Annotated in this window: 18 protein-coding genes; 11 read left to right on the top strand and 7 right to left on the bottom strand. The window is 45.5% G+C overall.

All coding sequences use genetic code 11. From position 1 onward, the window contains the following. Positions 1-2: 2 nt before the first annotated feature. From MJ595_RS15505 to rpsB, 5 genes are all read right to left on the bottom strand, one after another. The gene (locus MJ595_RS15505; protein ID WP_263078870.1) at positions 3-806 is read right to left on the bottom strand and encodes a phosphatidate cytidylyltransferase; all 804 of its coding nucleotides are present in this window, start codon (positions 804-806) and stop codon (positions 3-5) included. 294 nt (positions 807-1,100) lie between these two features. Beyond that, positions 1,101-1,658 (bottom strand): ribosome recycling factor, encoded by a 558-nt coding sequence (gene frr / locus MJ595_RS15500; protein ID WP_263078869.1) that lies wholly within the window; start codon positions 1,656-1,658, stop codon positions 1,101-1,103. Next, entirely contained in the window at positions 1,655-2,392 is a 738-nt protein-coding gene (gene pyrH / locus MJ595_RS15495) for a UMP kinase (RefSeq protein WP_263078868.1), read from the bottom strand. Before pyrH ends, frr begins: the two co-directional genes overlap by 4 nt. A 455-nt stretch (positions 2,393-2,847) precedes the next feature. After that, positions 2,848-3,708: a translation elongation factor Ts gene (tsf, locus tag MJ595_RS15490; protein ID WP_263078867.1), complete on the bottom strand. Its 861-nt coding sequence runs from the start codon at positions 3,706-3,708 to the stop codon at positions 2,848-2,850. 106 nt (positions 3,709-3,814) lie between these two features. Further along, a complete protein-coding gene (gene rpsB, locus MJ595_RS15485; protein ID WP_263078866.1) occupies positions 3,815-4,591 on the bottom strand; it encodes a 30S ribosomal protein S2 in 777 nt (258 codons plus the stop codon). Between the two features lie 367 nt (positions 4,592-4,958). Between rpsB and MJ595_RS15480 the strand changes: the two genes are divergently transcribed. From MJ595_RS15480 to MJ595_RS15450, 7 genes are all read left to right on the top strand, one after another. Further along, positions 4,959-5,474, top strand: a complete 516-nt coding sequence (locus tag MJ595_RS15480; protein ID WP_263078865.1) for a hypothetical protein — start codon at positions 4,959-4,961, stop codon at positions 5,472-5,474. 84 nt (positions 5,475-5,558) lie between these two features. Continuing rightward, the gene (locus tag MJ595_RS15475; RefSeq protein WP_263078015.1) at positions 5,559-6,896 is read left to right on the top strand and encodes an IS1380 family transposase; all 1,338 of its coding nucleotides are present in this window, start codon (positions 5,559-5,561) and stop codon (positions 6,894-6,896) included. 272 nt (positions 6,897-7,168) lie between these two features. Beyond that, the gene (locus tag MJ595_RS15470) at positions 7,169-7,786 is read left to right on the top strand and encodes a C48 family peptidase (protein WP_263322522.1); all 618 of its coding nucleotides are present in this window, start codon (positions 7,169-7,171) and stop codon (positions 7,784-7,786) included. Between the two features lie 157 nt (positions 7,787-7,943). Continuing rightward, complete coding sequence (gene map, locus MJ595_RS15465) at positions 7,944-8,741, top strand: type I methionyl aminopeptidase (RefSeq protein WP_263078864.1); 798 nt, start codon at positions 7,944-7,946, stop codon at positions 8,739-8,741. A gap of 52 nt (positions 8,742-8,793) precedes the next feature. Then, positions 8,794-11,499 carry a [protein-PII] uridylyltransferase gene (gene glnD / locus MJ595_RS15460; protein WP_263078863.1) on the top strand — a complete coding sequence of 902 codons (2,706 nt, stop codon included), beginning with the start codon at positions 8,794-8,796 and terminating at the stop codon, positions 11,497-11,499. A gap of 610 nt (positions 11,500-12,109) precedes the next feature. Next, positions 12,110-13,063 (top strand): magnesium/cobalt transporter CorA, encoded by a 954-nt coding sequence (gene corA, locus MJ595_RS15455; RefSeq protein WP_263078862.1) that lies wholly within the window; start codon positions 12,110-12,112, stop codon positions 13,061-13,063. A 224-nt stretch (positions 13,064-13,287) separates the two neighbouring features. Beyond that, complete coding sequence (locus MJ595_RS15450) at positions 13,288-13,773, top strand: YbaK/EbsC family protein (protein ID WP_263078860.1); 486 nt, start codon at positions 13,288-13,290, stop codon at positions 13,771-13,773. 78 nt (positions 13,774-13,851) lie between these two features. Here the strand turns inward: MJ595_RS15450 and MJ595_RS15445 are convergent, their stop codons facing one another. Together MJ595_RS15445 and MJ595_RS15440 are read right to left on the bottom strand one after the other, a co-directional pair. Then, entirely contained in the window at positions 13,852-15,267 is a 1,416-nt protein-coding gene (locus MJ595_RS15445; protein ID WP_263078859.1) for a hypothetical protein, read from the bottom strand. Between the two features lie 162 nt (positions 15,268-15,429). Next, positions 15,430-17,775, bottom strand: coding sequence for a hypothetical protein (locus MJ595_RS15440; protein WP_263078858.1), 2,346 nt, complete (start codon positions 17,773-17,775; stop codon positions 15,430-15,432). An 898-nt stretch (positions 17,776-18,673) separates the two neighbouring features. Between MJ595_RS15440 and brnQ the strand changes: the two genes are divergently transcribed. The 4 genes from brnQ (at position 18,674) to MJ595_RS15420 (ending at position 24,201) form a co-directional block, all read left to right on the top strand. After that, the gene (brnQ, locus tag MJ595_RS15435) at positions 18,674-20,011 is read left to right on the top strand and encodes a branched-chain amino acid transport system II carrier protein (RefSeq protein WP_263078857.1); all 1,338 of its coding nucleotides are present in this window, start codon (positions 18,674-18,676) and stop codon (positions 20,009-20,011) included. 408 nt (positions 20,012-20,419) lie between these two features. Beyond that, positions 20,420-21,598, top strand: a complete 1,179-nt coding sequence (locus tag MJ595_RS15430) for a RimK/LysX family protein (protein WP_263078856.1) — start codon at positions 20,420-20,422, stop codon at positions 21,596-21,598. Positions 21,599-21,609: 11 nt separating this feature from the next. Continuing rightward, positions 21,610-23,148 (top strand): inactive transglutaminase family protein, encoded by a 1,539-nt coding sequence (locus MJ595_RS15425; protein ID WP_263078855.1) that lies wholly within the window; start codon positions 21,610-21,612, stop codon positions 23,146-23,148. 69 nt (positions 23,149-23,217) lie between these two features. After that, a complete protein-coding gene (locus MJ595_RS15420; RefSeq protein ID WP_263322521.1) occupies positions 23,218-24,201 on the top strand; it encodes an alpha-L-glutamate ligase-like protein in 984 nt (327 codons plus the stop codon). Positions 24,202-24,234 lie beyond the last annotated feature (33 nt).

The raw sequence follows: 24,234 nt of genomic DNA, 5'->3' as shown, positions 1-24,234 counted from the left end.
TTTCAACTCCCACTTACGACCAGCGCAAGAGCAAACACAGGCAGCGCCGCCGTCAGGCTATCAATACGATCCATGACACCGCCATGACCTGGCAACAGGTTGCTACTGTCCTTAATACCTCTTTCCCGCTTTAACAGGCTTTCTATCAAATCACCCAGCACAGAAGCCAGCACAACCAGTACAGTCAGAATCATCAGACCCAATCGCCTGGTCAGGCTTAAATCCAGGACTGTCCCAAAAGCCAGTGCCACCACAAGCGCAAGCACGATGCCCCCAACAACACCTTCAATGGTCTTCTTCGGACTCACCCTGGAAGCCAGCTTATTCTTGCCAAAACGCTTTCCTGAAAAATAAGCCCCCACATCGGCCGCCCAAACCAGAAATAGCACTAACATAATGGCCGAAGCCCCATAGTGGCTCTTCAGCACAGTCATGGCAAGCCAGGCGGGAATCAGTGTACAGACACCCATAAGCAACCTGACCAGGGAAGAGTCATAGATTCGGGTGGAGGAAGGATAGTTTTTTACTAATACAAAGGCAGCACACCACCATAGGACACCAACAACCAACACAAAGGTCTCGGGTACTGAAAACTGATAAACAAAAAGACACAGGCCGCCTATCACCAGTGCATAGGCCACTCTTGAAAACGGATGTTGAAATCCCGCGAGATTAGCCCATTCCCATGCGCCCAGCATGATAACAAGCCCTATAAATACAGAAAAGGCTTTAACAGGTAACAGAAATACCGCCGCCAAAGCAACCGGTGCCAGAACCAGCCCGGTCAGAATACGTTGTTTTAACACGATACCCAGCTCCCCAGCTGTTCTCTCATAATGTCAAGCTGACAATGTGCTCCAGCACTTTTTCCAGGAGTGTAACGACACTCCCCCATCCTCTTCCCGGGACATAAGGTATCGGCAATCAAAGTTGATTTACTGAACATTATCAATTTGAGACTTTTTAGCCATTTTACTTATGGCCTTTAGTGACCCTATAAAAGCACCCGGCCAGGAGTGCACCTGTTAACAGTGCAACCCCTGGCTTACGGGATACCTATTGGCGTCTTTCATAACCTGCACACCAATAGCTGATGGAAACTAGATTTCCATCAGGTCACCTTCTTTGACAGCCAGCGCTTTGTCAACTTCTGCAATATAACGATCAGTGAGCTTCTGAACATCATCCTGACCACGACGCTCATCATCTTCGCTGATTTCTTTCTCTTTCTCCAGCTCTTTCAAATCCGCCATGGCATCACGACGAATATTCCGGACAGCGATACGGGCATTTTCAGCCTCCTGACGCGCCTGGCGAATAAAGCCCTTACGGGTTTCTTCTGTTAGAGGCGGCAGAGGAATCCGAATGACTTCACCCGCTGTAGAAGGATTCAACCCCAGCTCGGATTTCAGGATAGCCTTCTCAATCTCAGGCACCAGATTTTTTTCCCAGGCACGAATGGACAGTGTACGGGCATCGTCAGTACTGATGTTAGCCACCTGGGCCAGCGGAGTTTCAGAACCGTAATAGGATACCTTGATACCATCAAGCAGGCTTGGATGAGCACGGCCAGTACGAATTTTGGCAAAAGCTACAGCCAGGGAGTCAACACTCTTGGCCATACGCTCCTGTGCATCTTGTTTAATTTCATTAATCATTGGTCACCCCCAAAAATAAGTGTTCCTTCGTTACCACCAACAACAAGATTCAACAGGGCACCGGGCTTGTTCATATTAAACACCCTCACCGGCATTTGCTGATCCCTGACCAGACAAATGGCCGTCAAGTCCATCACACCTAACTTACGAGCCAGCACCTCATCGTAGCTCAGTTCTTCGAACTTCACTGCATCTTCATGCTTCACGGGATCCTTGTCATAAACGCCATCCACCTTGGTGGCTTTCAGGACAATATCCGCCTCGACCTCAATACCACGGAGACAGGCTGCAGAATCTGTTGTAAAAAAAGGATTACCGGTGCCAGCAGAAAAGATAACCACATCACCAGAATTCAGGTATCTCAAGCCCCGGCGACGGTCATAATGCTCCACCACACCGCTCATGGGAATGGCTGACATGACCCGGGTATTGATATTGGATCGCTCGAGGGCATCCCGCATGGCCAGCGCATTCATAACGGTTGCCAGCATCCCCATATGGTCTCCCGTCACACGGTCAAGACCGGCGGCATTCAGGGCTGCACCACGGAACAGGTTACCACCGCCTACCACAATGCCAACCTGCACACCAATACCTACCAGCTGACCGATCTCCAATGCCATGCGATCCAGAACACTGGGGTCAATGCCGAAGTCTCCATCACCCTGAAGGGCTTCACCACTAAGCTTAAGGAGTATGCGCTTGTATTTCGGTTGTCGATCACTTGCCGGCATATTCTAAATCCTGCATCTGCGGTTGGTGGATTCAATTAAGCCCGGACAAACCGGGCAAGAGGCCAACCAGGAACAGCATCCATATCGACGATCGCAGAAAATCGGGGGATAAAAATTCGCTTTTGCGAAGTGAATACCCAGGGGGCACACCGTAGCGGTTCTATTTGCTGAACAAAATCGGATTTTTAGACCCATTTTCTGCGACTGTATAGAGCAGTCTATTCCTGGTCAGCCTCCTAGTACATCATTTCAATGTGTTTGACGTGTTCAGCCTGGAAACGAGTCAAACACATTGAAATGATGTACTAGATACAGCACTCTGAACCCGAGTAGTTTTTGCCTTGCTGCAAGATTACCACCAACAAGGCCTAAACACACAACAAGAAACAGAGTGCCAAGCCAGCTGCTACTTTACTTATGAAGAAACCTAGCAGCCAACAAAACTATTTCAGCGATTACAGGCCAGCCTGGGCACGAACCTCAGCAGCGAAATCAACTTCTTCCTTCTCGATGCCTTCACCGACTTCGAAACGGACAAAGCTGGAAATAGTAGCACCGGCTTTCTTGGCCAGGGCGCCCACTTTCACATCAGGATCCTTAACAAAAGGCTGTTCCAGCAGGCTGTTTTCAGACAGGAACTTGTTGATGCGACCGACAATCATCTTTTCGATGATTTCAGCAGGCTTGCCAGACTGTTCAGCCTGCGCCTTGAAGATAGCCTTTTCTTTCTCTACCAGGTCAGCAGGCATGTCTTCCTTGCTAACCACCTGAGGGTTAACGGCAGCAACATGCATCGCTACATCACGGGCCAGTTCGGCATCGCCACCTTCCTGGCTAACCAGAACAGCAATACGCTTGTTACCGTGAACATAACCACCCACTACACCGCCTTCTACGATATGAATGCGACGTACATTGATGTTTTCACCGATCTTCTGAACCAGGGCCAGGCGGGCTTCTTCCAGCTCACCGGCCATCAGGCTGGCAACATCAGCTTCTTTACGTTCGAAAGCGGCAGCAACTACTTTCTCAACATAGCCCAGGAAGTTTTCATCACGGGCTACGAAGTCAGTTTCACTGTTAACCTCAACCAGGACACCATAGCTGTTATCTTCAGCAATTTTGGTGACCACTACACCTTCAGCTGCAGTACGACCGGCTTTTTTAGCAGCTTTAGCCTGACCGGACTTACGCAGCTCTTCGATGGCTTTCTCGATATCACCTTCTACCGCGACCAGTGCCTTCTTGCACTCCATCATGCCAAGACCGGTGCGCTCACGCAGCTCCTTCACCATTGCTGCAGTAATTGCCGCCATGATTAAAACCTCTCACAATTGACATTCTTGCTCCGGAACCGGAGCAGGGCGATACTCTAAAAAAGGGGGCCGGAGCCCCCTTCTAAAAACTCAGGACAGCAACCTATCAGGCTTCTGCTCCATCCTTGCCTTCAGCGGCTTCAGCCTTGTCTGCTTCAGCCTTCTCAACTTCAACAGGCTCTTCTTCAGCGCCGGTCTTGGCAGCAGCACGTCCTTCCATTACAACATCGGCAGCTGCCTTGATGTACAGTTGGATAGCACGAATGGCGTCGTCGTTACCAGGAATAACGTAGTCAACACCTTCAGGGCTGGAGTTGGTGTCAACGATACCGATAACAGGGATACCCAGCTTATTGGCTTCCTGAATCGCAATGCGCTCGTGTTCTACGTCGATAACGAACAGTGCGTCAGGCAGGCCGCCCATGTCCTTGATACCACCTAGGCTGCGATCCAGCTTTTCCAGATCACGGCTACGCATCAGGGCTTCTTTCTTGGTCAGCTTTTCGAAAGTACCATCTTCACGCTGGGACTCCAGGTCACGCAGGCGACGAATGGACTGACGAATAGTCTTGTAGTTGGTCAGCATACCACCCAACCAGCGGTGATCCACATAGGGCATGGAGCAACGGGAAGCTTCTTCACGGATGATCTTGCCAGCAGCACGCTTGGTACCAACAAACAGGAGCTTGTTCTTGCCTTCAGCCAGCTTGCGAATGAAAGACAGGGCGTTGTTGAAAGCAGGCAGAGTGTGCTCAAGGTTGATGATATGAATCTTGTTGCGGGCACCGAAGATGAACTTGTTCATCTTTGGGTTCCAGTAACGGGTCTGGTGACCGAAGTGTACGCCCGCCTTGAGCATGTCACGCATAGTGACTTGAGTCATGTATTCTCTCCTGAGATAGGGTTAAGCCTCCATATACCCCATGATCTCGACCCCCTGATTAACCAGCGGGCACCCGGAGCCATGTGACGGTATATGTGAGTCTGTAAGCACAATTAAAAAAACAAAAGCCGACAATAGCGGCAATTGAGCGGCGCTTTATACCATATTTTCAGATAATCTGAAAGAGCAAGCCTATAATAGGATGGATTTTGAGTTCTTTTTTATCGACTGTTATTCTCCCGGTTCCCCCTCTAGCAAGTGAGAGAGAGCAATTATTGTGATTTATTATCTGCTTTTTCTTTTACCCTCCCTCTTTACACCCATTGTTAATACGGGGGAGATTGACACAGGTGTTCTAACCTATTTAATGAAAAGACTCTCTATCCACACCCCCCTGGACAAGGAACCCCATGACCCATGGGATAAAGAGAGCTTTAAGGTCTATAGAGATCCTGTGCAATACCAGGAAGACTGGGAACTTGACCAATACAGCGAACAGACCAGGGTACTGCCTGTTTTTGAGGATGAAACCTTAGAAGAAAATGAAACAATAACACCAACAACATACACAAGACAGGCAAGCCCTGCTAATGATTTGACAGAGCCTTTTTCTCCCAAGCCCTTCAGGTTTGGCATTTTAAATATAGCCCTCAACAAAATAGCCAGCTTATTAGCTCCCTTCTTCCCACAAAAAAAACAGGAAGTAGAACAGAAAAGAGAACAGAAAAGAGAACAGAAAAGAGAACAGAAAAGAGAACAGAAAAGAGAACAGGAAAGAGAACAGAAAAGAGAACAGGAAAGAGAACAGGAAAGAGAGCAAGAAACAGAGCAGACAGTATGGAAAATTGGCAAACTTAAACCTGAATCCGTGAGTTCACTGTAGCCCAACTCCTCTGGATCAACCACAAAACGTAAGTTCCAAGTTAAAATGCACCCACTCTAATTTTCACCACCTGGGTGCATTTTTGTGAAACTGAAAATTGAACAATCACAGACGGAATTTTATACACCGGTCGCAGGGCTTTATTTCGTTGGTCATGCACTCAACAAAAAGACAGCGTTAAGCAAATCCCTGCGCAAAATAAAAAAAAGGCACCGTATCACTCATATCGACCTGATCAGAGCTTACTGCGGCCAACTGGCTCAGGGTAAAAGTGATTTTGATAATGTTGATAATAACCGGGATAACGACTGGTTCCGGTTGGCAATGGGCATTAAACAAATGCCTTCAGCCAGCCGCTTAAGACAGCGTTTCAATGAAGATGCCGCCCAACTGATTCCTTTCATCGAGGACAGCCTTACCGATGTCCTGGTTAATCTTCAGGTGCCCGTCACACCCCTTCCGAAAAAACTCGATAAGAAGCAGCACATACCACTGGATATCGACGTATTCCCTATGGATAACAGCAATACCAAAAAGGAGGGGGTCGAGTACACGTATAAAAAATTCTTTGGTTATGCCCCTATTGCCGCTTACTTTGGCTGCGAAGGCTGGTGCCTGGGATGTGAATTACGCCCAGGCTCTCAGCACTCCCAGAATGATTTTATTGGCTTTTTACAAGCAGTGCTGCACCGCAGCCGACGTTTGACCCGAGCGCCTATTCTGGTTCGCCTTGATAGTGGCCACGATGCTGAGGAATCGCGCCGGGAAATCGCCGGGTTCAAAGGTGTGAATCACATTATCAAGCTCAACCCAAGAAAGTATCACACCAAGGAACACTGGCTCCCCATTTTTGAAGAAAAGCAAGTCAAATGGGAGGAGTCGCGTCCAGGAAAGAGTTATGCGACACTCTCAACCGTCTATGAAACCAACTATGGTAACCAGCGTCTGATTATTCGCATTATCAAGCGTACCACTGATACTGTAGGGCAGAGATTTCTGACACCCGATTATGAGCTGGAAGGATGGTGGACAACACTCAGCGAAGCTGACTACAGCGATGATCAGATCATTAATCTTTATGAGGATCATGCGACCAGCGAGCAGTTTCACAGTGAGTTGAAGACTGATATGGATTTAGAGCGCCTGCCTTCAGGCAAGTTTGACACCAACGACCTGGTGATGTGTTTGGGTGCACTGGTCTATAACATTCTGCGCTACATGGGGCAGAGTTGCTTGCTCGGGCCAGATGCGCCGGTACGTCATAAAGCCAAACGACGCCGGTTAAAAACCGTGATACAGGAACTCATCTACCTGGCTGCCCGTCTTCTGAAAAAAGGACATCAATACCGGCTACGCTTTGGTCGTTACTGTCCTGGTTTCAGGTCTTTCCATCAATTAATAAGCCAGCATGCACTTTGTTGATTGAATAGCGAGATAGAAAAAAATGCCATAAATGAGAAAGTACTGTATTGATAACGGTAGGGCTTCTTTCAACCTGTCTTCAAGTTTGATGATATTTTGATCAGCATTTATGCTTAAAAACGACATAAAAACACTTCAATCAATAACCCGAGTTATTTTCAAAGGAAAAAATTAATCAGCACATTTTCAAAACTGCCGGGCAAATCAAGAAATCACGGATTCAGGTTAAAGTAAGCAGTGATGACCTGCGTACACTAAACCCTAAAGCATATATTAATGACCAGATCCTCAATGCCTGTTTTACGATGGCACAGAAAAGTCACAAACAACTTCGCGCTTCGCAAAGCACCCCAATAACAGCCGCAATTCTTCACTCTCAGTTTTTTATTAAAATACAAACCATAGGAACATCAGATAGATGCTATTATGATCGCTGGCTTGCAACACAAGGCTTCCATATCAAAGATTTGGAGTACTTGATTATTCCTGCCAACGCCCGCAAACATTGGTTTATAGCGGTGATTGATATTCCAGAAGACCGTATCGAAATCTATAATTCACTACCTGGCCACTCGGTAGAAAAAGAAGTGGATCAAATAACTAACTGGTGGCTCTGGTATAGCAGTGAACTCTATGATACCGATACAGACGTTGCAAGCTGCCCAGTCATTTATCACCATAAAATCCGCCAAGCCGAAGGCAGCAATGACTGTGGAGTGGTAGCAAGTCTAGTTGCCACCTGCATTCCCCATGGCCTCCCCCCCACAAAAACCATACAGGAAAAGGGGCTAAATCAAGAGGGCCTTGGTAAAGTACGAGCAGTAATAAAAAGAGCTATTCAAGAAAACAATATTGACCCTTTATTGTCCATATTACGCACTGCAAATTAATCGGCAGCAGCCCCAGGACAATAGTCGTATTAATTTCGCCGATAAACCACTACCCTATAGAGACTAACGCTTGTTATAAGCTAGAATGGCTTTAATTCACTTATCTTAAACTCTGCAAGCTACACACCTGTGTGCAGCTGTCAAAAGCACTGAAAGAATGAATGTAATTATCAAAACCCGGGAAGATATCGAAAAAATGCGCATTGCAGGCCGTCTGGCTGCTGAAGTGCTGGAAATGATTGAACCCTATGTCAAGCCCGGCGTTTCAACCGGAGAGCTGAATCGCATCTGTCACGATTACATTGTCAATGAGCAAAAGGCCATCCCGGCGCCTCTCAACTATGGGGCAGCCCCCGGGCGGGCAGGTTTCCCTAAGTCAATCTGCACCTCTATCAACCAGGTGGTTTGCCACGGCATTCCCAATGAAAAGAAAATCCTGAAAAATGGCGATATTCTGAATATCGATATCACCGTGATCAAGGAGGGTTACCATGGCGACACCAGCAAAATGTTTCTGGTGGGTGATGTTCAACCATTCAATCAGCGATTGGTTCAGGTTACCCGGGAGTGCATGTATAAGGGCATTCAACAGGTTAAACCGGGAGCCAGGTTGAGCGACATCGGCCAGGTGATTGCCCGCCATGCCCATGCCAACCACTTCAGTGTGGTTGAAGAGTACTGCGGTCACGGCATTGGCCGGGGCTTCCATGAAGATCCACAGGTGCTCCACTATGAAGGTTACGGCAATCGGAACGACTGCGTTCTCCAGGAAGGCATGACCTTTACCATTGAACCTATGATCAATGCCGGAAAAAAAGGCACCAAGCTACTGGGTGATGGCTGGACGGCAGTCACCAGGGATCGCCGGCCTTCTGCCCAATGGGAGCATACTATTTTGGTGACCGCCGATGGTTATGAAATCCTGACCCTCAGGAAAGACGAACAAGCGCCATAATACACAGCACCCCGTCCCAGCGGGGTTTTTTATTCGTATAATTTAAAAGAAAATGACTGCTTTATTCCAGGCTATACCTCAAGCTTATAAAGATGCACTATTTGACAGAAGCCAGTTCAGGGCTGACCTCACCCTTTCAAACAGCCCTATACCCGCCTACAAAAAGTGCCTGCGCCAAGCCAGAACCCTGCTAAATCAATGGTTCACTGAAAAAAAAAGCATTGAAATGCTGGTCAATGCCCATGCCTGGGTTATCGACCAGGTGCTGACCCTGGCCTGGGAGCATTACCACTGGAACCGGGAAACAAAAATAGCCTTGCTTGCTGTGGGAGGCTATGGCCGGGGAGAGCTACATCCCTGCTCAGATATTGATATTCTGATCCTTCTGGCAACGGATCACTATGACCAGCACAAAGATAATATTGAAGCCTTTCTCACCCTGCTTTGGGATATTGGCCTCAAGGTAGGCTCCAGCGTTCGCTCCCTGGACGAATCCGCCAGACAGGCCAGGCAGGATCTATCCATCGTTACCAACCTGATGGAATCACGGCTTATTAGCGGCCCAACGGCGCTGCACTCAGAGCTGCTGGAATGTATAGATACCCGGTACATGTGGCCCAGCGATGCCTACCTGCAAGCCAAATTCGAAGAGCAACGAATCCGGCATCGCAAATACAGCAATACAGAGCACAGCCTGGAACCCAGCATCAAAGGCTCTCCTGGTGGTTTAAGGGATCTTCACATGCTGGGCTGGGTGGCAAAAAGGCACTATGGCACTCATGATCCGGCAGAGCTGGTTGACCTTGGCTTTCTCACTAAAGCCGAATATGGATTATTAATTAGATGTCGTACATTTCTCTGGCAGGTCCGCTGGGCTTTGCATAACCAGCAGAACCGCTGTGAAGACCGCTTGTTGTTTGACTATCAGAAAAACCTGGCAATCCTTTTCGGCTTTTCTGACCAGAAACATTCTCTGGCAGTAGAACAGTTTATGCAGCAGTATTTTCGTACAGTAATGACTGTTGCACAGCTTAAGGATATGCTGCTTCAGCATTTTGATGACGATATATTGAAGATTAACGAATCTTGCAGCATCGCCCCCATCAATCAGCATTTCCGAATGCGCAACAATTATATTGAAACAACCCACAACCAGGTCTTTGTTGAACATCCTCCTGCGATCCTGGAAATTTTTGTGCTCATGACCCGATCCCCCGATATTCAGGGAGTCCGTGCCAATACCATCCGGTTATTAAGAGAACACCGGCATTTGGTTGACAAAAAATTCCAAAATGACCCTCGCTGCACCCGGCTTTTTCTTGAACTGATGCGTGCGCCTTATAACTTAACAGCCACTCTGCGCCGCATGGCTCGCTATGGCATCCTGGGTCGATATCTACCGGAATACCGCAAAATAATTGGGCAAATGCAGTTCGACCTGTTCCATACCCACACGGTGGATGCCCATACCCTGCTGCTAATCAAACAACTCAGGCGTTTTAACTATAAAGAAAGCGAGCACCTTTACCCCATCGCATCCAGGGTCATTAAAAAAATACCCAAAAAACGATTATTGTATATCGCAGGACTGTATCATGACATTGCCAAGGGGCAGCACGGAGACCACTCCCAGCTTGGCGCAATAGAAGCAGAAAAGTTCTGTCGCCGTCATGGACTGGACACTGAGGATACCAGCCTTATTACCTGGCTGGTAAAAGAACATCTAACCATGTCTCTCACAGCCCAAAAGCAAGATATTTCTGATCCGGCTGTTATTCAGGACTTTGCACGAAAAGTCAGTACACCGGAAAGACTTGACTACCTGTACACGCTGACTGTCGCTGACATCAATGCCACCAACCCCAATCTGTGGAATGGCTGGCGAGCCTCCCTGCTTCAACAGCTATACCGGCATACCCGTAATTTATTCAAGAGAGGGTTAGACAATCCCCCTTTGCAAGCTGAGCTTATTGCCGAAGTACAATCAAAAGCACTTTCTCTTCTTGCCAGCCAGGGCATCACCCACAAGCAGGCCGCTCAACTGTGGCAACGCATGGAGCCGGACTATTTTATTCGCCACGAACCGGTTGAACTGGCCTGGCAGCTAACAGGTATTCTCGGACACACCGACAAAAAGCCTTTGATCATTATCGGCGAACCCCATGATGGAGAAGAACACGGGGGATCAAAGATATTTATCTATATTCCTGACCAACCACACCTGTTTGCCGCAACAGTAAACGCGTTAGACCAACTAAACCTGCTGATTCAGGATGCCAAAATTTTCACCTCAAATAATAATTTCGGCCTGGATACCTTTACAGTACTTGAGCGTGATGGCTCAGCCATCGGCAATAATGTCGGGCGTATAAAACAAATCCAGCAGCATCTCAGCAAAGTACTGACCTCACCGCAGCGATTCCCGGAATTAATTAAACGTAGAACCCCCAGGCAACTACGCCATTTTTCCCGTCCCCCGGAGGTTCTGCTCAGCTGCCAGACTGACAGCAAAAGGCCCGAGCTGACCCTGATTGCCACTGACCGGCCTGGTTTACTGGCCTTAATCGGCAAAACCTTTATGGAGCTTGGGATTGAAGTGCACAGTGCAAAAATTGCCACCTTCGGTGAAAAGGTGGAAGACAGTTTTTTAATTTCATCAAGTCCCACAGAAAAACTGAATACGGTTGACTACTGCCAGATGATTTACACCCGAATAACGGAAGTTCTCAAAACGGCAGCAGAAAGGGATTCTCTCTAAACCGCGCCCAGTTAGAAAACCGTCATCTGATGGAACTGTGAAGGGCGCGCTTTAGGGACTGTCGCAAAAGACACTTTTTTCACCACAGAGGCACAGAGAGCACGGAGAATTATTTTTTAAGAGCAATAAAAGCTCTGTGTTCTCTGTGCCTCTGTGATAGAAAAAGAGTAAAAAACCCTACTTTTTATCTACAGGATTGGGTTTCGCGACAGCCTCTCCCCGCCGGGAATACATACGAATGTTTTAACTTATTCAATAGCAGTATAGATATACACGCTTCCCTGCACTGACAGCCTGTCGGACTTAGCTCTGACCTACTGCGAGAAAGCTGGATATTTCGAACTTGGGGCGAACTACTATATACTCCCCCCACCCCGGGAAAAGCTTCAAGGTTTAGGGGCTGTTGAGGTGCATTGAACACCAGCCCTCCAGCATGCTACTCCCTCTCTATATTGAGGCTGTCCAAAAACAGACTCCTTAAGGCCGGTGCAAACCCGGTTTCTGCCAGCTTGTTGCAAGATATGACCAGCCCCCTTTAACCGGGAGCGGCTGCCAAAAGGTCAGGCAACATCTTTCATCCAGTTTTTTATCATCATCAGGGTCAGGCACTATGATCAATGCCTACAGCGTAAACAACAGCCAATTTTCCGTCGACCGTGTCCACACGGATATTCCACCCGGTTCAGGGACTATATGGCTTGATGTGGTGGAACCCTGCGCCGAAGAACATCAGTGGCTAATCAATAACTACCCTGGCTGCCTTCCCGATGAAAACGAACTTCATGAAATCGAAGTTTCATCCCGTTTCTTTGAGTCAGAACATGGCGTGCACGTAAGGTCACTGTTCCCCCACCGGTCTGGCCACGAACTAAGAAATGTCAACATTGCTTTTGAATTAAGAGCTGACAAACTGATTACCCTGCAGGATGAGCCCACTGCGCTATTCCGGCTAATGCGGAATTACCTGAACACTCAGCACGTACAGGCCAACACCCCCCTTGATGTTACTATTTCTTTATTCAGTGCCAAAGTGGAGTATCTTGCCGATATCCTGGAAGAGATTTATGAGGAACTGGAAGAGGCCAGCCAGAATGCACTGTCTGAAGAAACCGCTGATGCGGATGAGTTACTGCGAACAATCACTCTCCAGGAAGACCTGAACGGCAAGGTGCGCTTGAACCTCCTGGACACTCAACGGTCACTGCGCTATTTAATGAGGGCATGTAATAAAAGCCTTGATGAAAACCAAAAAGACCAGATCAGGGATATGTTAAGAGATATTGAGTCCTTAACCCCCCACACAGCATTCCTGTTTGAAAAAATAAATTTTCTGATGGAAGCCACCATGGGATTTATCAATCTCGAGCAGAACAGCATTATAAAAATCTTTTCGGTAGCTGCCGTCATCTTTCTTCCCCCCACATTAATTGCCAGTATTTATGGTATGAACTTTGATTACATGCCAGAACTTCATAGCAGCTGGGGATACCCTATGGCACTGGTACTTATGTTGATGAGCGCCGTGGGAACCTTCCTCTTCTTTAAGCGCAAAGGTTGGCTATAGGTTGATGGTTGATGGTTGATGGGGGTAGCGTGGCTTTCTACTGGGCAACTACTCTGCCCATTAACCATTCCCCTTTGTTGGCAGTTCCGTAACTTTAACCCCAAAAGATATATGCAGATAAGCTTTTGTGACAAAAATCTACTACACAACAGAAGCTATTACCTATAATAACCCCTGTGACCCAACCTCCAGCAGGGACGCTTTCATTTTCTCGGGGGTACATCATGAGTATTTCTCCACGTGTCAATCAGTTCCTTAATGACCAGTGCATCCCTTTCGACACCCTTCAGCACTCCACGAGCCACAGCTCGGTGCAAAGCGCTATTGCGGCACAGATACCTTTGCACTCCGTTGCCAAAGCCGTCATTCTGAAGGATTCGCTGGAGAATTATTTAATGGCGGTCATCCCCGCCTCCAGCCGGGTTCAAGTCAAGCAAGTGAGTGCCGTTACCGCAACCCCCTTAAAAATGGCATCTGAAAAAGAGGTTCGCCATAGGTTCAGTGACTGTGAATCAGGTGCCATTCCACCTTTTGGGCAGGTGTATAACATGGAGATGATATGGGATAACCGCCTAAGCGAAACAACCGACCTGTTTATGGAGGCAGGTGACCACCAGACACTGATCCATCTTACCCAGCAAGCCTTTCAACAAGTTGTGGCTGATACCTTGCATGATGATTTATGTATCTCGCCCCGGCATGAAGAATAAATAAGAGATAGTTCGCAGACTTAAAAAATAAGGAGTACGCGAGCCTTGTTTATATCAGAACAGCAGGCTTATTTCGAATTACTTACCTTCATTTTGAGCATTTCTTAACCTCAACACGGTACCTTTGCCACTATCATCAATTACGCCAGCATTCTTCATAAAATGCTGCTCATCTTCACTGGACTCATCATCAAAACCATCTTTTTTAAAAAGTTTTATTATAATAAATTGATCTTCAGCAGATGTATTTCCCAAACTAACCGAAGAAGTCAGCCGCCCTGGATTTATGACCAGTCTCCCTATCCATTGAGCCAGCCAGGGAACTACCTTAACAGGATTTGGACAGGAACCCCTCGTTTCATGAATTTCAATGCTACTATCGTCACTGGTAAAGCCTTTAGGAAGATCCCACTCCAGAATATTCAACCAGGGATCGAATTTCTTTAAATTAAGCTTTTTTTCCGAAGTTAGTCCTGCATCAGATTTAGATTTAAGTGAAACCGTCCAACACGGCCTTGTTTTTGTCATCAACGGTATGGCAACAAAGACGCTGGGCTGTTGCGTTGGCAGCCTCAAGCTGTAATTTTTAGAGAGAATTTCCATCATGACTGGCTGACAATTAACTATATTAGCCTGCCTCTCGTTAATCAGATCCTTCTCATTTTTTGCCCGAAACACTATATCCTCACCTTCTTTTCTTGGAAAATCGGGAAAGACCAATGTCCAACACCCTCTCTCTTGTCCTCCCGACTGTCTAAGATGGGCTTTTTGCTCTTCTGGTATTTTAACTGGCGATAAAGAAACTACCGTATTTTCTTTATCCTTAGAAATAAAGGAAGGAGTAATAAATTCATCCCCGCTCATATCCTTATGCAATGCTAAAACAAAGTCTTCTTTAGCCCCTTTACTTTCGCCAGGCCAGTTGATAGCTATTTCTGGTCCCTGACAACGATGGACTATTATTTTTGCATTTATTCTACTATTGCCTTTTTTTAATGGCAGAGATTCTAAAAAAAGATCCTCATCAGCAAACCAACAGGCCTCAATCTTTTCCATAGGTTTATACCTAACCCCATATTTAATGGATGGTTGCAAATCCCAATCATCTAAATCAGGTATATGAAATAACAATGAGTAAACCTCAACTTCTCTAGTCACTTCACGTAGGTCTTCAACACTCCCATCACCTCCCTGAATTTGTAAATAAACCATACTTTTTTTCATTAAGAAATAATTTCTGCTTTTATTTTCAGAGTGCAGCAATGATGGAATGATATCATAATCCTCCACCTTAACCTTACGGCTAGTTCTTTTCAAAATATCAGGATAACCAGGACTCTCTTCAACTATTTTAAAAGCCCCAGCAAGATATCGACATCCATCTTCATTATTGGATGTAATATAAAGACGGTGCAGCACTATACCATAAACTAGAGAAGTCTGAATTGAAAAAAAACACAAAAAAAGCACTTTAACCAATAATTTATGATGCATTATATTAAACCTCTCAATGCTTAGTGCTACAAAAAAACAACCATTCAGTTTTATGTTAAACACCGCCTTTTTAATCTTCCTAAACAGCTTTACTAAATATTAAGTAGTTTGTATTTCTTCTAAAAGAACCTACTTAAAATAAATTTTTTCTATAAATTATTCCTACTCACCACTTTCTTCTTCACCGATCTTTGCCTTTGTCAAAATAAAGAAGTCCAAATGTAATATGTGCAAAATATGCTTAACCCCTTCACCTTTTATTAGCTGTACTGAGGTAAATATAACGCCACCTCTCAGATAAACACTACTAAAATTTTCATCAGCCATTATCATAAGTTTTTCTTGAGAAAAGAGATCCTTAAGCTCTTCTCTTAACCCCCAACGTCTTGTTTTCTTAAAGGCAACAGCATCATCACTCTCATAAATATGTTGGCATAAATATGAATTCCATGTCATTCCTGGAAGCCTTCCTAGCTTATTAAGTTTTATATTTACTTCTCGTTTTATTTCTTCTTTTTTAAAAGCAGATAGTTTAGGTTCCATCACTCTAACAGGGCAATTTTTTGTTTGTCTCCTCTGAATCCGATAAGCAGCAGGCTTCGTCTTGTTCTTGTCTTCTTCAACCTCACCTTCTCCTCCCTCATGTATAACTGCATCCGCTACATCCAAAGCTTCAGTTATAAGCTTGGTCACCCCTTCTGGGCCTGCTGACTCATCAAAAGGTTTCCTCTCCTTATAATCCTCATATGAATGCTCATAGTGAAAATCACCATAAAACAATAAAAGTACAGGTACGTATGAAAAGTATACTGTTGAAGAGGTTGTTACTAGTGTTTGAAGCATTTTTTGGACTGTTGCTGAACCATCCATAAGAGTCCTATTAGCAACGACTTTAAAAACAATATCACTGTTTGAGCCAGCATCATTATCAAAGCGTTGATGCAGCAGATTACCGTAGTGCAAGGCACTACCTGACGGCGCTTTGATTAAATATTGACCTTCTGTCAGATGATCTAAGCCTGGATCAAAACGGACGCCACCTTCTTCGGGATTTGCCCTAATATCTATCACAATTTGCCCCCCAAAATCTTTCTTAGATCTGTCGATGATATTCTTCTCAATAGAAAATGACTCATCCGCGAAATCAGCCAAACGACCTACATCATCTACTGCACCTGTCATCTTCGAAGCATCAGAAATAAGTGACTGATCGTCAACCTTAGATTCAAGTGTACTACTACTATCATTATCACTGTCATTATCTTTAACGTCGTCTCGTGCTTTCTTAAATTTATCTATAAGTGTAAGATTAAATTGCTTAGTCAAATCATCACCCTTAGCTTCTTGAGTATTGGATTTTAAAACTGAGCTTTTTGCTGCCTTATTAACCGCAACAGGAGGAGCAGGAGGAGCAGGAGGAGGGTTCTGTTCCTTTTGCTTATTTTTATCTTCAAATTTAGCCAACTTTTCTAATAACTGGTTTTTATCTCCTAACGTAGCCAACTTTTCTAATAACTGGCTCTCCAGTGTCGAGTTATTTAACTTCGGAGATTTCTGCTCTTCTGCCAGGCGCTGGAGCCTGTCTTCTTCCTCTCTAGCCTTTCTCTGCTCTTCTGCCTGGAGTTTGAGCCTGTCTTCTTCCTCTCTAGCCTTTCTCTGCTCTTCTGCCTGGAGTTGGAGCCTGTCTTCTTCCTCTCTAGCCTTTCTCTGCTCTTCTGCCTGGAGTTTGAGCCTGTCTTCTTCCTCTCTAGCCTTTCTCTGCTCTTCTGCCTGGAGTTGGAGCCTGTCTTCTTCCTCTCTAGCCTTTCCCTGCTCTTCTGCCTGGAGTTGGATTCTGACATGATCTTCTTCCTTGCTAAGCGCCATGCTAGAAAACTGCATCGTCAGGTCAGACTGAATGTCAACAGCTTTTTGGCTTCCAGAAAAGTCAAAACCACTGTCTAATTCTTGCTCTTCAAAACCTTTACCTTGTGCTACAACTTTATGAACAGGTTTTTTATAAAAATATTCATAATAAGCAGAATTCCATTTATTTCTGAAAACTTTGGAAATACGAGCACTCTCGTCCAAAAAATCTTTCGCTATAGCTGAGGCCTCACTATGAGAAACCTGGTCACTTTGATTCAAATGAAGCAAGAATTTCCCTAACTCTTTTTTTATTTTATCTTCATCACTCAAAAATATTCTCGATTTAAACGTAAATTCCATAGTACTATACGAAGGGCATATTTTTTGAAAAACTCTTCTTATAGCATTTGAAGTTATTGCTCTGTCTTGTTTCCTAGAGCCAGCGATAAAATCCACAGTTAAATTATGTTTAGCTTCTCTTTCGCTACGATTTTCAGCCATCTCATAACTTTGTGAAAACCCTTCAGCTATCCTTAGCAACTCTTTTTCCCCTATTTTTTTTTGCAGTCCAGGATCATCAGCTGAAAAACTAAAGTTATAGATAGGGGAAAAAGCTATAATAGCAATCGATATAATTAAAAAACTAGTTATTCTATTCATGACACTTCCTCACCCATTTACGATAAATAAGACTGGTTAATCATTGGCTACAGAATATAACCGGAAGAACTACACACTCTACTATCAAAGTGAAACACTACACACGATAAAGAAAAACCTACAAACGCTTGTATAAATAAAGCCAAAAACCTTTAATTCATTTGTTTTGCACAACACAGCTCTATTTTCGAGAAAACCTGAACAATAATCAGCTGGATAGTTATTTATTCAATATCATCGTGCCAAAACAACCTTTCATAGCTTATGCCTCCATTTTTAAAAAATACAATAAATTTAGAGATTCAAGATATGTGTATGAGCTGAAGTCATTATTATAGTTCTTTCCACAAAAAAACAAAATAAAAGACAGTAACTGCACTATTTTTTTCATCCAATATTTCACTACACGACTAACTATTTATATAAGACCCACCTATTCATTAATACCCTGCCAAAATATACGACACAGATTAACAATTATAACAATTCACTTTTATCCAGTCTTTCCATCATAAAATAAACGAGCTATAAGCTGCACCCACTACCTCATAGTGGCTACAAAAGGTATTCATGAATATCTTATTTATCACTGCAACCAATAGCCTGCATATTTTCCCTTCCAGGGACCGGAACATGCATACCTCTATACCCACTCTGCAACTTTCTGAAAAACGGCATAAAAGAGCGCTCTGTATCATCGAAACAACCCCATCCTCAAAACTCAGGAACCTCTAACCCCTGAATCATGTCTAATTCCCTATGGAATCACTGAAAAAGTAAATAGCCAAGAATAAAGTGCACTCTGGATTACCAGAATTGAAAATTACATCCATACTAAAAATGAAGGTCATTGCCAGTTGTTAAATATAGATATCCACTCAGGAGCAGGTGAGTTCCTATGAAACAGCATTTAAGTATTCAAAACCAGATGGGAATGGGATTCATGGCATTTGCCATGTTCCTGGGTGCCGGAAACCTGATATTCCCGCCAATGGCTGGCTATCTTGCCGGAGAGGCTGTCTGGCAGGCAGCGGCCGGCTTCCTGATCACCGGAGTAGGACTTCCCCTGCTGGGTATTGTGACTATTTCCAAGGTTGGCGGGGGTTTTAACTCCATCACTGAAGAGCTACCCCGTTGGCTGGTTATTCTGTTGGGTAGCACTATATTTTTGATTATTGGCCCCCTTTATGCCGTACCCCGCACCGCAATGGTAGCTTATGAAGTGGGCATCCTGCCCTTCCTCAGTGAAAGCGCCAATACCACCAGCAGGCTGGCCTTTTGCCTGTGCTTTTTCCTTATAGCCTGGTATCTCTGTCTGAAGCCAGGAAAACTGTTAGAAACGGTAGGTGAACTGATTACTCCCGCCCTGATTATTCTGCTTTTTATTCTTGGCGTATCTCCTTTCGTTATTTCCTCAGACTCGCCGGGAGACGCCCTGGAAAACTATAGTCAAACCCCTTTTATCAGTGGTTTCCTGGATGGCTATCTCACCATGGATGCATTAGCGGCACTCATGTTTGGTGTGGTCATCATGACAAACTTAAAATCCCATGGCATAACCGACCCCGGAAAACTTTTTCGCTATAGTATTTCCACAGGAGTTATTGCAGCAACGGGTCTTGGGCTTGTCTACCTCTCTTTATTCTATCTGGGTGCCAGCAGCAGGGGCTTGATTGAAATGCCCGATAATGGAGCACAGGCTCTTGCCCTGTATGTTGAGCAGTTATTCGGGCCGTTTGGCAACATCTTGCTTGCTGCCGTAGTGATCCTCGCCTGCCTGACAACAGCCATCGGCTGCATTACCGCAGCCAGTGAATATTTTGAGGAGTTATCTGAACGCTTAAGCTATGCCCAGCTGGTGTCTATCATAAGCCTCTCATGTGTTTTCTTCGCTAATCTTGGCCTTAATCAAATCATCGACCTTTTTATTCCAGTCCTGTTTTTACTTTACCCCATCTGTATCATTCTTATTTTACTGGGCCTTATCAGACATCTTCTTCCAAACCCTTATCTGACCTACAGAGCCACACTCGCCATAGCTTTTTTATTCAGCCTGTTTGATGCCCTTAAGAGTTCGAACATTAATAGCCTGGATATATACCTTGATACCTTCAATTTTCTGCCGGGATTTAATACCCACATGGGCTGGTTAATACCCAGCACTCTGTGCCTTCTTGTCAGTATCCTTTTAGGGCGGAAGCAAAAAACGGCAGAGCCATCCTTATCAGAGGACTAACCCGGATATTTCAATACAACTGGCTCTTCTGCTTCATGACTCGTTCCCAGGCTCAACATCGTCATCCTGCTGGGGATGGCGAGGGAGATAATTCAGAGTTTTGCACCACCCTCGGGACACTGGGATCGAAAGGGAAAAACTCTATCTATCATTCCCATTGATATGCTGCACAGGATTGTAAAAACCTTTCTGCACAAACTCTTATGCCAATTGGCAAGAGCATCAACATCAAGTAAGCTTATTTGCTCCTGATCGTTTAATTTGGTAGTAAAAGTGCTTATTACAGGGTGTATATTTTAACTCCCGGCTTGTCAGTCTCCGTCAGGCAGCATGTGATAGGTTCCGTGGCTCAGCACACTTTCTACTAAACGGTTGCATCCATTCACCAGGTAAGCAAGTACAAATTCCATGATCCGTTTCCCCGCTGTCCCCGCGGTGTTAGTGGCTGTTATGATGACAGGCTGTCAGCTATTACCCTATCCACAATCCAAAACCAGCGAAGAAGCAACACAACAGCCAACTGAACAACCTGCTAAACCAGAAAAAAAACCTGATATAAAAGCTGATAAGGCACAACCAGAGGATTCAGTTAAACAGGTACTTGTTCGCGAGAAAATCATCCAGACTCCTTCCGTTGTTGATGGTCGACTTATCCTTGGCGTCACAGAAACCGGCTTTTTAGTTCGCCATAATGTATTTATTGATGCAAAAATGGATACCGGGGCAGATCACAGCTCCATTGATGCCCGTAATGCCCAGATATTTGAACGGGATGGAAAAAAATGGGTCAAATTTGAACTTCACCGCACCAGTAAAGGGCCTTTACCTCTGGAGTACCCTGTTAAGGATACCATTAAAATTAAACGCCCTGGCGAAGATTCCATGGAGAGGGCAGTGATTGAAATGACGATTCGTATCGGTAATATCACCCAACAGGTTAGGGTTACCCTCAACGACAGGGATGACTTTACCTACCCTTTACTGATCGGCCGGAATTTTATCAGAGACCTGGCTATTGTGGATGTTAATCAGGAAAACATCGCAGAGGAGAAACCCTTAAAGAGCATTACTCGTAAAGTGACTGTAGCCACACAGTCCTCACCCCAAAACCAGGTAAAGATTATCAAGAAACCTGTGGATACCTCAGGCCTGGTAACAATCGGCGCTATTGAACACGTTCTCTTTACGGAAACAGGAACACGACTTAAGGCCCGTATTGATACAGGAGCCAAGACATCATCCCTGGATGCCCGGGATCTGGAAGTGTTTAAGAAAAATGGCCAGGACTGGGTTCGCTTTACCTTACCTCCAACCGATAAGAATAATGAACCACCAGTAACCACTGAGTTCCCGGTGGTTCGTTTTGTTCATATTAAACGACATGGACTTGAGTCAGAAGAACGCCCCGTCATTATAATGCAGGCACAAATAGGTAATATAAAACTCCCTACGGAGTTCACCTTGAGAGACCGGAGTGACTATGAATTTCCCGTCCTTATTGGCACCCGTTTTCTAAAGCAATCTGCCATTGTTGATGTGTCAAAAAAATTTATGGCTGACCACACCAAGGTGGATAAAAAAGGCTAAGGGGGTATTTTATGAAAGGTCGTTTTCAATTCAGCTTCGCTGTTATTTTTCTCATTCTCGTAGGGCTTGGCTTGGCCCTCTATAAACATTTTGCCTTGGGATTTCCATTACTTCGTGGTGAAGAAAGTACCGTTTGGAGCATTGAAGCGCGGGTTGAGTTTATGGCCCATGGTGAGCCTGCCCAGGCTACTCTCTCTTTACCAGACCACCAGCCCGGTGTTCGCATTCTGGATGAATCTTTTGCATCTCCAGGCTATGGTATTAATCAATTTGATGAACAGGGACAAAGACGGGCCGAGTGGAGCATTCGGAAAGCCAATGGACAACAGGATATCTTCTACAAGGTAAAACTACACCCGCAGTCCGGCTCAACACTCAACAACCCTGATGATACACAACCCGTTCCAAATAAAAACAAACCGGTTTTGCCAGAACCCTACCAAACCGCAGCTTATAGTTTGCTGGACAAAGTAAAAGAGCGATCTGCTGATGCCCGGAGCTTTGCAGGAACCCTGGTGGGAGAATTTATTGCCAAGGAACCCAGCCAAAACGCCAATATGTTGATGGACATGGCCGAAAACAGGGAAAGCAAGACCCGGCTGCTCATAGATTTGCTCACCATGTCTAATATCCCTGCAAGGATGGTGCGTGGCCTTTATCTGGAAGATGGGCGTCGCCGACAGCCTATTGTAGATATGCTCGAAGTCTATACCGATAAGGGCTGGATTCTTTTTGATCCCATGACCGGTAAAGCGGGCAACCCGGCTAATTTCTTCCTGTGGCAGCGAGGGGGTAAATCCCTGCTTGACGTCATGGGTGGCAGCAACTCACGAGTGAGCTTTTCTATTATCTCCCAATCAGTACCGGCAAGGGAGCTGGCCATCACAGAAGCCAAGGCTGATGATGCAGCAATTGTTGACTTTTCTATCTATTCCCTCCCCCTGGAAGCCCAAAATGCATTTAAAACCATCCTTTTGATTCCTATTGGAACCCTGGTGGTTCTTATTATGCGTGTGCTGGTTGGCCTCCGGACCTCCGGAACCTTTATGCCGGTCCTGATTGCTGTTGCCTTTCTTCATACCCAGCTGCTACCCGGCCTGGCTATATTCATTGCCATTGTCTCCATTGGCTTGTGGATACGATCCATATTGAGTCAAATGAATATGCTTCTTGTGGCCCGGCTAGCCGCAGTCATTATCGTAGTTATCGGCATCATGGCAGCCATGAGTATTCTCAGCTGGAAACTGGGCATCTCACAGGCGCTGACAATCACCTTCTTCCCCATGATTATCTTAGCCTGGACTATTGAGCGCATGTCTATCCTATGGGAGGAAGAAGGCCCTAAAGACGTTCTTATAGAAGGATTTGGTAGCCTGCTGGTTGCAAGCATCAGCTATTTACTCATGACCAACAGTCTGGTGGAGCACCTGACCTTTAACTTCCCGGAACTGCTGCTTTCAGTACTTGGTTTCACCTTGATGCTTGGTCAATATACTGGATACCGACTGCTTGAATTACGCAGATTTAAGCCATTAGCGGCAGTGGAGTAGCAAACAATGGGCGTTTATACAAAAAATACCTTGCTACCCCCTGAGGCTGATCAAAAGCCTGTTTCCCGAATGGAACAACTGCTTAAGAAAACAGGGTTGCAAAAATATTTTGCCTCTCCCGCCAGTTTGCGGCAGGCAGGCATTCTCAGCATGAATGCCCGTAACCTGGAGTATGTTACCCGATATAATCCCAGGCGATTATTGCCTTTAGTGGATAACAAGCTGTCCACCAAGCACATGGCAGAACAGGCCGGGGTTGATGTTCCCCGGCTTATCGGCGTTATCGAATACCAGTCAGATATCAAACACCTGGGAAAGTTACTGGAAGGCAATGATGACTTTGTTATCAAACCATCAAAAGGCAGTGGCGGCAAAGGCATTCTGGTTATCACCGGCAAAGATGGTGACGCCTATGTAAAAGCCAGTGGCGACACCCTCAGTAAAGAGGATGTGGATCGTCATGTGTCCAATATTCTTGGTGGGCTATACAGTCTGGGCGGCAAAACGGATGTTGCCATGATTGAGGGCCGCATTGAGGCAGACCCCATTTTCAATGAGTACAGTTATAAAGGCGTTCCCGATATCCGTATTATTGTCTTTAGAGGGTTTCCCGTGATGGCGATGCTTCGGCTAGCCACCAAGTCCTCTGATGGCAAAGCCAACTTACACCAGGGTGCCGTTGGTGTTGGTGTTGATCTCGGTTCAGGAAAAAGTCTCAGGGCCGTTCAGTTTGATAAACCGGTACACGTTCATCCTGATACCCACCATGACTTTACCAAGCTCCATATTCCACACTGGGAAAAAATTCTGACACTGGCGGCAGCCTGTTATGAGATGACCGGACTAGGTTACCTGGGTGTTGATATGGTGCTCGATAAAAATCTTGGTCCGCAGATTCTGGAACTCAATGCCAGGCCTGGACTGGCTATCCAAATAGCTAACGGTTGTGGCATTCAACCCAGGCTGGAAGCAGTGGAGGCACTCCCCAAGCATGACCTTGCTATTGACCAACGGGTGCAGTTTACCAAAAAACATTTTGCCAGCATAAAATAACAGACTGTTGATAGGGAATGGGGAATGGGGAAT

Origin of the sequence: Endozoicomonas sp. Mp262 (genome assembly GCF_025643335.1) — a bacterium.
Lineage (GTDB): Bacteria > Pseudomonadota > Gammaproteobacteria > Pseudomonadales > Endozoicomonadaceae > Endonucleibacter.
Note: the sequence above shows the minus strand (reverse complement) of the source record. Positions and strands in the feature narration are given on the sequence as shown.

What these genes read in the sequence shown, in the direction of transcription:
- glnD (WP_263078863.1), top strand. Translation starts at nt 8,794, where the DNA reads ATGACTGCTTTATTCCAGGCTATACCTCAAGCTTATAAAGATGCACTA.
- pyrH (WP_263078868.1), bottom strand. Translation starts at nt 2,392, where the DNA reads ATGCCGGCAAGTGATCGACAACCGAAATACAAGCGCATACTCCTTAAG.
- MJ595_RS15480 (WP_263078865.1), top strand. Translation starts at nt 4,959, where the DNA reads ATGAAAAGACTCTCTATCCACACCCCCCTGGACAAGGAACCCCATGAC.
- MJ595_RS15425 (WP_263078855.1), top strand. Translation starts at nt 21,610, where the DNA reads ATGAAAGGTCGTTTTCAATTCAGCTTCGCTGTTATTTTTCTCATTCTC.
- map (WP_263078864.1), top strand. Translation starts at nt 7,944, where the DNA reads ATGAATGTAATTATCAAAACCCGGGAAGATATCGAAAAAATGCGCATT.
- frr (WP_263078869.1), bottom strand. Translation starts at nt 1,658, where the DNA reads ATGATTAATGAAATTAAACAAGATGCACAGGAGCGTATGGCCAAGAGT.
- corA (WP_263078862.1), top strand. Translation starts at nt 12,110, where the DNA reads ATGATCAATGCCTACAGCGTAAACAACAGCCAATTTTCCGTCGACCGT.
- tsf (WP_263078867.1), bottom strand. Translation starts at nt 3,708, where the DNA reads ATGGCGGCAATTACTGCAGCAATGGTGAAGGAGCTGCGTGAGCGCACC.
- MJ595_RS15450 (WP_263078860.1), top strand. Translation starts at nt 13,288, where the DNA reads ATGAGTATTTCTCCACGTGTCAATCAGTTCCTTAATGACCAGTGCATC.
- MJ595_RS15420 (WP_263322521.1), top strand. Translation starts at nt 23,218, where the DNA reads ATGGAACAACTGCTTAAGAAAACAGGGTTGCAAAAATATTTTGCCTCT.
- brnQ (WP_263078857.1), top strand. Translation starts at nt 18,674, where the DNA reads ATGAAACAGCATTTAAGTATTCAAAACCAGATGGGAATGGGATTCATG.
- rpsB (WP_263078866.1), bottom strand. Translation starts at nt 4,591, where the DNA reads ATGACTCAAGTCACTATGCGTGACATGCTCAAGGCGGGCGTACACTTC.
- MJ595_RS15440 (WP_263078858.1), bottom strand. Translation starts at nt 17,775, where the DNA reads ATGAATAGAATAACTAGTTTTTTAATTATATCGATTGCTATTATAGCT.
- MJ595_RS15445 (WP_263078859.1), bottom strand. Translation starts at nt 15,267, where the DNA reads ATGCATCATAAATTATTGGTTAAAGTGCTTTTTTTGTGTTTTTTTTCA.
- MJ595_RS15430 (WP_263078856.1), top strand. Translation starts at nt 20,420, where the DNA reads ATGATCCGTTTCCCCGCTGTCCCCGCGGTGTTAGTGGCTGTTATGATG.